Source organism: Pseudoalteromonas sp. SWXJ133 (assembly GCF_015864365.1).
In the GTDB taxonomy this organism is placed as follows: Bacteria; Pseudomonadota; Gammaproteobacteria; order Enterobacterales; family Alteromonadaceae; genus Pseudoalteromonas; species Pseudoalteromonas arctica.
This window is the reverse complement of sequence record NZ_JADYXJ010000020.1, coordinates 81,322-89,564: the sequence shown is the minus strand read 5'-3', so window position 1 is coordinate 89,564 and position 8,243 is coordinate 81,322. Positions and strand designations below refer to the sequence as shown.

Here is an 8,243-nt window from a genome sequence, read left to right as displayed (position 1 = left end):
CTCAGTAGTAAGGTGTAATTCTTTAATAAATTCAGACATAAAAATAGGCCACAACTTCTGTTGTAGCCTATTATGAGCCCTTTGAAAGATCGTTCAATTAGCTTAAACGATCTGCATTAAGTAAATACTGAGCCTTAATACGATTAATGTGCTAGATATTATAGTTTAATATTGATACCAGCAAATAAACGACGACCTAATGTGTCGTAAGTGTACGGATCAGTATTTGAATCGTAATTACCTGTGTAGTACGGAGGCTCTTTATCAAACATGTTATTAATACCAGCAGAAACAGTTAACACGTCATTGATCATGTAAGAACCACTAATATCATGATACACAATTGATGGTGTCGTTGGTGCTACACATTCACTCTGATCAAGTCTACAAGTAAAGCTATCCATCCCAGCAACGTAACGTGCTTCGTAAGTAGCATCCCAGCTATCACCACTTACTGTTAAGTGAAGATTTGATTTAATATCAGCATAGCCACCGCTACCATTTGTAATGTAACCTTGATAATCAATTACAGCACCAGTATCAACAACATATTCATCTAAATACGTTGTATCCAAGCCTGTTTTCCATGCTAAACCTAATGCATCAAATGAATACTTTAAGTTTAAATCTATGCCTGATGTTTTCTCAGAACCAATATTACGTAATTGATTATTAAATACGATACGACCATCTGTACGTACAAAAGCACCTGTATTTTCACATAATGCCGTTCCAGTACCGTTAGGATTGATACACTGATCTACAACAAATTGGCTCGTGTAGGTACTAATTGCATTTTCAATTTCAATATCGTAATAATCTACAGTCATTGAAAAACCGTCAAGCCATTGTGGCTCATAAACAACACCAAACGTTAGTGTGTCTGCTTCTTCAGGTGTTAAAGCAGCATTACCACCCACAGTAACTTCAGCTTGATCATCAGCACCAGGGTAAGTAACGCCATCATAAGATATTGCTTTACCAGAATATAATTCATCTACTGTAGGAGCACGGAATGCTGTTGAACGAACAGCACGCATCATTAGTTCATCTGTTGCTCGCCAAGTTAGACCTAGTTTCCAAGTATTATCTGAACCAAATGTGCTGTAGTCAAATGCACGTATTGCTGCACTTAGCTCAACACTTTCAGCAAAAGGAGCATCAGCAAGTAATGGTATTGCAAATTCAACATAGGCTTCATCTACATTAAAACCACCACTTGTTGGATCAATGCGAGGATCGTTACCTAAGCCTTGTGCCGCTATTGAATCTGGATCCTGCCATGCTTTTTCTTGACGGTGTTCAACACCTGCTGCAAACGCAGCATAACCGGCAGGTAGCTCAAACATTTCACCTGAAAGAGAGCCTGATACAATAAATAGCTGACTCCCGCCAGATTCTTGCTCTTTATAAATATATTGACTCACATTGGATTGAGCCCAAGCAGCTTCACTTAAAGGATTGAATGTTCCGGCTTCTACATCTGCTGTTAGAGATGAGACATTATGAAGATTACTTGTTTTACTTACTGAATCATTACGGCCGAAGTTAGCTGAAATATCCCAAGAGTAATCATTAATTACACCTTCAGCACCCACTACAATTCGAACAGTATCAACTGTTTGAGAGTAGTTGCGTGTACCGCTTTCACTCATTCTGCGACGGTAACTAATTGGGTCACCAGCAGCGTAGTTTGTAGCTGTTGTCACATACTTACCATCAGCATCCTTTACAAATGCGTTATTTGCAACTTCACGTTTGTCGTAGGTTTGTCCTAATAGACTGTCACCCATAGTGCTTGGGTCATAATCAAACGCAAAGTTAATTGGTTGTGGCGCTAATTGCTGCTCTGACCAACGTTTAGTGTAAGTAAATTCACTAAAAAAGCTTGTATCGTCAGATAGTTCATACGTTCCAAGACCTGTAATATTTAACCTGTTCATTGGTGTGTATAAGTAACTGCTACTTGCGTAGTTATATGCATCTGCAGCTGTTGAATAGCGATGCAAACTCCCACCTAAACCGCTCAAGCCACTATCATTAGCAACTCCAGTTTGTTCAATTTCATTTTTTTTATTCAAAATACCAGTAGTCACATTACTTTGAATATGGCCACCTTCACTGAATGAAGAGCCACCACAATATAAACCGTTTTCATCTTCAAGTATTGGACAACTTGAAAAATCACGATTACTTTGGCTTGCTTCACCACGATTTGTATATTGTGCACCAAAAACAATATTACCTTTATCGAATGAAGTACCAACTGTAAAGTCAATAGAATTTTCAGTTGCATCGTGCTTTGATGTCATTGCAGTGTTTACGTTTAAATCTAAGCCTTCAAAATCATTTTTCAGAATGATATTTACAACACCAGCAACTGCGTCGGTACCATAAACAGCAGATGCGCCATCTTTAAGTACTTCTATCTGCTTGATCATAGAAACCGGGATAGTGTTTAAATCAACTGTAGAAGCAGCGCCAGTACCTGAGTTAATCATACGGCGTCCATTTACAAGTACCAAAGTACGTGCAGAGCCTAACCCGCGTAAGTTAATAGATGCATTACCGCCTGAACCATTATTAACACCAGGATTAGTCATTGCACCGCCTGTAGCGGTCATTTGCTGAAGAACACTATCAACCGATGTAGCGCCAGAAGCTCTGATCTCATCAGCACCAATTAGTGTAACTGGGCTAGCGGTTTCCATGTCAGAACGCTTAATACGAGAACCCGTTACTTGAATTTTTTCGATTGATTTTGCAGCTTCGTCTGCTGCTAAAACTTGCACACTTGAGAACATTGGGATCGCTGCAATTACAGCTAAACCAAGAGTTGATTTTTTCATGAAAGAACCCTACTTGTTGAAATTTACCTTTATTGGTAATGCTCACTTGTTATAAGAATAGTGAGTTAGGCGGGCAACTTAGGCGCCTTTAACTGAACGAAAACTTAACGACTGTTTATTTTATATATAACAACAAAATAGAACAACTTTATTAGGAACATACGTTACAACTTGTTTCATTGTTAACAAATAAATACATAACCATATCAAGGCATTGAGTGCAAATAAAAAATTAAGCAATACAGATGAAATCAAACCGCACCACTTTGTAATTAAATGTAATTAATCGAATGATGTACCAAATTTAGATAAATTAACAAGTTAATCACAGTGCATTATTAAAACCGCAAAACTAAATGTTAATTACTAACCATATTTATGCATGCTTAGCGATTAAATAGTCTGATTTAGCTACTTTAGGACGTTTTTTGATTAGATTTTTTATTCAGTCGCAATTAAAGTTGAACTTTTTTAGAGCACTCATTCACCATTGAAGCTTTATCAGTATCAAAACCTAAAAAGGCAATTTTATTGATCTTGTCACTCAAATAATCGTATGTATAAGAAACGAACTCACACCAAAAATGTAAGCTGTATGCAAGAGTTTGCAGCCGCAACTTTAATAAGTTACGTAAAAAGAATAATTGAGAGTTTGTATTACAGAGGTGGCATTATCTTTAACGGTTAACTCTAAATTCCAGAGCATATTTTGCTCGGAACAAATGCCAACCATTGCATTACTTTGCCACAGGCCATCGTGTTGTTTAAATTGTTGAGGAATGTAGCCCATATACATAGTAATGCCTTTAAGCTTGGCATCTTCAATTGTAACGTTTGCAGGTAAATCACTAAAAATAGTAAATGGGGTCTCGGGGGAAAGGGTTTTCTCGCTTAACCATACTTTAACATCATTTGAAAAAGTACACGGTAAATTGACTTCGCACTGGGCGTTTTTAAGAAATTTTTCATCTGTATTTTTAGAAAAATCACACGCTGTTAATAAAAAAAACACCGCCGTGAATAAACTTAACCTATATATAAGCATAACAATTTCGCACTAAAAAAAAGCAAATACTAATAATCGCGACTGCAAATAACAAGTGCGAGTGTTACTATTAGACCAAATAAGGCACAAACTGTATCAAAAAATAAACAACAAGCTCACAAACATTGATTGATGTCATAATTTTATGTAATTGACCTATCTTTTTTAGGCCAAAAAATTTATCATTTCACCCGCAAAAAATAAGGGTTTCTCAAGTTTTTTTTCTGAAGCTTTCATGTATTGAAAGTTTTAGATAACACGCTTGAGAAAATAGTAGGCCCCACTTTTAAAGGTGGGTAATTCATTTCTAAACGCATTTATTGCAGCGGAAGCCAGAAAATGAGCCAAACAGTAGCATCACAAACTGAGTATAACTATAAGGTTGTACGCCAATTCGCTATTATGACAGTGATTTGGGGCATCGTTGGCATGAGTATTGGGGTTCTGATTGCTGCCCAATTAGCTTGGCCAGCACTTAACTTTGATACACCATGGTTAACTTACTCTCGACTACGTCCGTTACACACGAACGCAGTAATTTTCGCATTTGGTACCAGTGCACTTTTTGCGACGTCTTATTACGTCGTACAACGTACTTGTCAAACGCGTCTTTTCTCAGACAAACTTGCCGCCTTTTCTTTTTGGGGTTGGCAGCTAGTTATTGTATTAGCTGTAATAACGCTACCTTTAGGTATTACTAGCTCAAAAGAATATGCAGAACTTGAATGGCCAATCGATATTTTAATCGCTGTGGTTTGGATTGTTTACGCAGTTGTATTCTTTGGTACTTTAATCAAGCGTAAAGTGTCGCATATTTATGTTGCTAACTGGTTCTACGCTGGCTTTATTATTACTGTTGCAGTCCTTCATATTGTAAACAGTATGGCAGTGCCTGTGTCGTTAACTAAATCATACTCAATCTATGCAGGTGCGGTAGATGCGATGGTTCAGTGGTGGTATGGTCATAACGCTGTAGGCTTCCTACTAACTGCTGGTTTCTTGGGTATGATGTATTACTTTGTACCAAAACAAGCAGGTCGTCCGGTGTATTCATACCGTTTATCGGTAGTTCACTTTTGGGCTTTAATTTCATTATATATCTGGGCTGGTCCTCATCACCTTCACTACACAGCGCTTCCTGATTGGACGCAAAGTTTAGGTATGGTTATGTCTATTATCCTATTCGTACCGTCTTGGGGTGGTATGATTAACGGTATTATGACGCTATCTGGCGCGTGGCATAAACTACGTACCGACCCAGTACTGCGTTTCTTAGTTGTTTCATTGTCTTTCTACGGTATGTCTACGTTTGAAGGTCCTATGATGGCAATTAAATCTGTAAATGCGTTATCTCACTACACAGATTGGACAATCGGCCACGTACACTCAGGTGCGCTAGGTTGGGTTGCTATGATTTCAATTGGTGCTATTTATCACTTAATTCCTGCATTATTCGCGCAAGGTCGTATGTATAGCGTTAAATTGGTTAATACCCACTTCTGGTTACACACTGTAGGTGTTGTTTTATACATTGTTGCAATGTGGATTTCAGGTGTAATGCAAGGTCTAATGTGGCGCGCAGTAAATGCTGACGGTACATTGATGTATAGCTTTGTGCAGTCTTTAGAAGCGTCGCATCCTTTCTATATTATGCGCTTTGTAGGCGGTGTATTCATCGTAACAGGTATGTTAGTTATGGCTTATAACGTTTACCGTACTATTTCAGCTGAGAAAGAATCTCTGAAACTAGACGCGCAAGCACAATTAGCATAACGGAGTGAGATGATGAGCAAGAAAAATTCACAAAACAAACATGAAATAGTAGAAAAGAACGTTGGCCTTATGGCTATTCTGACTGTTTTTGCTATTAGCTTTGGCGCGTTAGTTGAGATCACTCCGCTAATGTTCCAAGACGATACAACTAAGCCTGTAGAAGGTTTACGCCCTCTTAACGCTTTAGAAATGGAAGGCCGCGACCTTTACGTGCGTGAAGGTTGTTCTAACTGTCACTCGCAAATGATTCGTCCTTTTCGTGATGAAGTTGAACGTTATGGTCACTACTCTGTAGCCGGTGAATCTGTTTGGGATCATCCGTTTTTATGGGGTTCTAAACGTACTGGTCCTGACTTAGCTCGTGTTGGTAAGCGTTACTCAGATGATTGGCACTATGCTCACTTAGTTGATCCACGTGCAGTGGTTCCTGAGTCGAACATGCCAGGCTTTCCTTGGTTAGCAGAGAATACGGTTGATACCAGCCTCACTCTGAAAAAACTACAAATTTTCCGTGATACTTTTGCTATTAACCCAGAAAACCCTAAACATCCGGGTCTAGGTTATGGCAGCGACGAAGAGCTTCTAGCTGATGTTGATAAAGTTAATGCTATGAATGACGGCAAAGGCGCAACAGAAATACAAGCTCTCATCGCGTATTTACAGCAACTTGGCACCCACTTGAAGTAAAAATTATGGATTACGGAACATACAGAGGCATTTTGACTCTGGTAATTTTAGTATTGTTTATTGTGATTGTTGCATGGGCATATAGCAAGCGAAGCAAAACTCGTTTTGACAGCGCCGCTAATGCCATTTTCGAAGATGAAAAAAAACATGACAACACACTCTCTAACGAGGAAAAGGAGTCTGAAAAATGACTAGCTTTTGGAGTATTTGGGTTATTGTATTAACCCTTGCATGCTTATGCATCATTTTTGGCCTGTTAGTTTGGAACTTAAAAAACTACGCTGGCGTAAAAGAAGGTGAAAGCTGTGGACATGAATTTGACGGCATTGAAGAGCTAAATAATCCACTACCTAAATGGTGGACTTACATGTTTTTCGCAACCTTTATTTGGTCTGTATACTATCTTGCGGCTTACCCGGGTTTAGGCAACTGGGAAGGTTTAGGTAAATGGACGAGCTCTAATCAAGGTATTACCTCTTTAGCTGAATCTAAAGAAGCGATTGCTAAAGCGAAAGAAGAAGGTCGCTTTGTAAAACTTGATAAAGAGTACGAAGCTGCACAAGAACGCTTCGGTCCTATTTTTAATAGACTGGCGCAGGTACCTGTTTTAGATTTAGTTAATTCTAAGTTTGAAGGTGACGCTGCGCAGCAAGTTGCTCTTGAAAATGGCGACAAACATGAGCAAACAGATGGTCAATTAGCCATCGAAATTGGTCAGCGTTTATTCTCACAAAACTGTGCGCAATGTCACGGCTCTGATGCACGTGGTGGTACTGGCTTCCCTAACCTAACTGATAAAGATTGGTTATATGGCGGCACACCAGACAAAATTAGAGAAACACTGCTTAATGGCCGTATTGCAGCAATGCCAGCTTGGGGTCCAGCTCTTGGCGAGCAAGGCGTTAAAGAAATGACAGCACATGTGCTGAGCCTTTCTGGTCGTACTGTTAACCAAAAAGATGCAACCGCAGGTGCAGCAAAATTTGCAATGATGTGTGCTGCATGTCATGGCGCTGATGGTAAAGGGTCTGTTGCTAATAATATAATGGTATCCGGGGTATCTCCTGGCGCGCCAAACTTGACTGATAACATATGGTTATACGGTGGCTCTCAACGTGCAGTTGAAGAAACACTTAACCACGGTCGTGCTGGTGTAATGCCAGCATGGAAAGATATTTTAGGTGAAGAAAAAATTCACTTATTAACTGCTTATGTTTATAGCTTATCGCAAGATAAATAAGCATACAGTTAATAAAATGTTTATAAATTAATTTATTTAATTCAATAGATTAATCCAGATCAAAAAAGCCTCCACTGTGAGGCTTTTTTTTAGTCTTTTACGTATAATTCCTATAAAATAACGCTTCCTAAACTAATTTTAGAGACACTATGCAACCTACTCCGTGGTATAAAAATTTTTGGCCTTGGTTTTTAATCTTTTTTCCGTTAGTTGCCATTATTGGCTGTATTAGCTTATTTATTACAGCAATAGGTAACGGCCCAGACATGGTTGTTGACGACTACTACAAAAAAGGTAAAGCAATCAACTTAGAACTGACTAAGTTTGAGAAAGCAAAGGCACTTTATTTACATGGTGAGTTAAATGTAACTAACGAACGTGTAAGCTTTAAATTTACAAAAGGCGACAGCAGCAATGTGCATGTGTTAAAACTCTCGTTTTACCATCGCACCATAAAAGCGCATGATTTTACAGCTACTCTAACGCCTAATGCGAATCAAGAATTTACTGCACTACTTGATAATTACACACCAGGTGCTTACTCAGTATTTATTGAACCAATTGATGGCAGTTGGAAAATGAAAGAAAATATAACGTTACCAACTGAACAGACCGTTTTAGTTACTCCTAATTATAAGTAGTCATAACT

The 8,243-nt window shown here is 38.6% G+C and carries 7 protein-coding genes; 5 read left to right on the top strand and 2 right to left on the bottom strand.

Annotated features, from left to right (window positions below; genetic code table 11):
- Positions 1-158 precede the first annotated feature (158 nt).
- Positions 159-2,849 carry a TonB-dependent receptor gene (locus tag I6F40_RS14400; RefSeq protein ID WP_197193113.1) on the bottom strand — a complete coding sequence of 897 codons (2,691 nt, stop codon included), beginning with the start codon at positions 2,847-2,849 and terminating at the stop codon, positions 159-161.
- A 619-nt stretch (positions 2,850-3,468) separates the two neighbouring features.
- Positions 3,469-3,894, bottom strand: coding sequence for a hypothetical protein (locus I6F40_RS14395; protein ID WP_197193112.1), 426 nt, complete (start codon positions 3,892-3,894; stop codon positions 3,469-3,471).
- Between the two features lie 339 nt (positions 3,895-4,233).
- On the opposite strand from I6F40_RS14395, the gene ccoN reads away from it, so the two are divergent.
- The 5 genes from ccoN (at position 4,234) to I6F40_RS14370 (ending at position 8,235) form a co-directional block, all read left to right on the top strand.
- The gene (ccoN, locus tag I6F40_RS14390; protein WP_024594372.1) at positions 4,234-5,667 is read left to right on the top strand and encodes a cytochrome-c oxidase, cbb3-type subunit I; all 1,434 of its coding nucleotides are present in this window, start codon (positions 4,234-4,236) and stop codon (positions 5,665-5,667) included.
- Positions 5,668-5,679: 12 nt separating this feature from the next.
- A complete protein-coding gene (ccoO, locus tag I6F40_RS14385; protein WP_197193111.1) occupies positions 5,680-6,354 on the top strand; it encodes a cytochrome-c oxidase, cbb3-type subunit II in 675 nt (224 codons plus the stop codon).
- Positions 6,355-6,359: 5 nt separating this feature from the next.
- The gene (locus I6F40_RS14380) at positions 6,360-6,545 is read left to right on the top strand and encodes a cbb3-type cytochrome oxidase subunit 3 (protein ID WP_010554061.1); all 186 of its coding nucleotides are present in this window, start codon (positions 6,360-6,362) and stop codon (positions 6,543-6,545) included.
- Positions 6,542-7,594, top strand: coding sequence for a cytochrome-c oxidase, cbb3-type subunit III (gene ccoP / locus I6F40_RS14375; protein WP_197193110.1), 1,053 nt, complete (start codon positions 6,542-6,544; stop codon positions 7,592-7,594). Before I6F40_RS14380 ends, ccoP begins: the two co-directional genes overlap by 4 nt.
- 149 nt (positions 7,595-7,743) lie before the next feature.
- Complete coding sequence (locus I6F40_RS14370; RefSeq protein WP_197193109.1) at positions 7,744-8,235, top strand: FixH family protein; 492 nt, start codon at positions 7,744-7,746, stop codon at positions 8,233-8,235.
- Positions 8,236-8,243 lie beyond the last annotated feature (8 nt).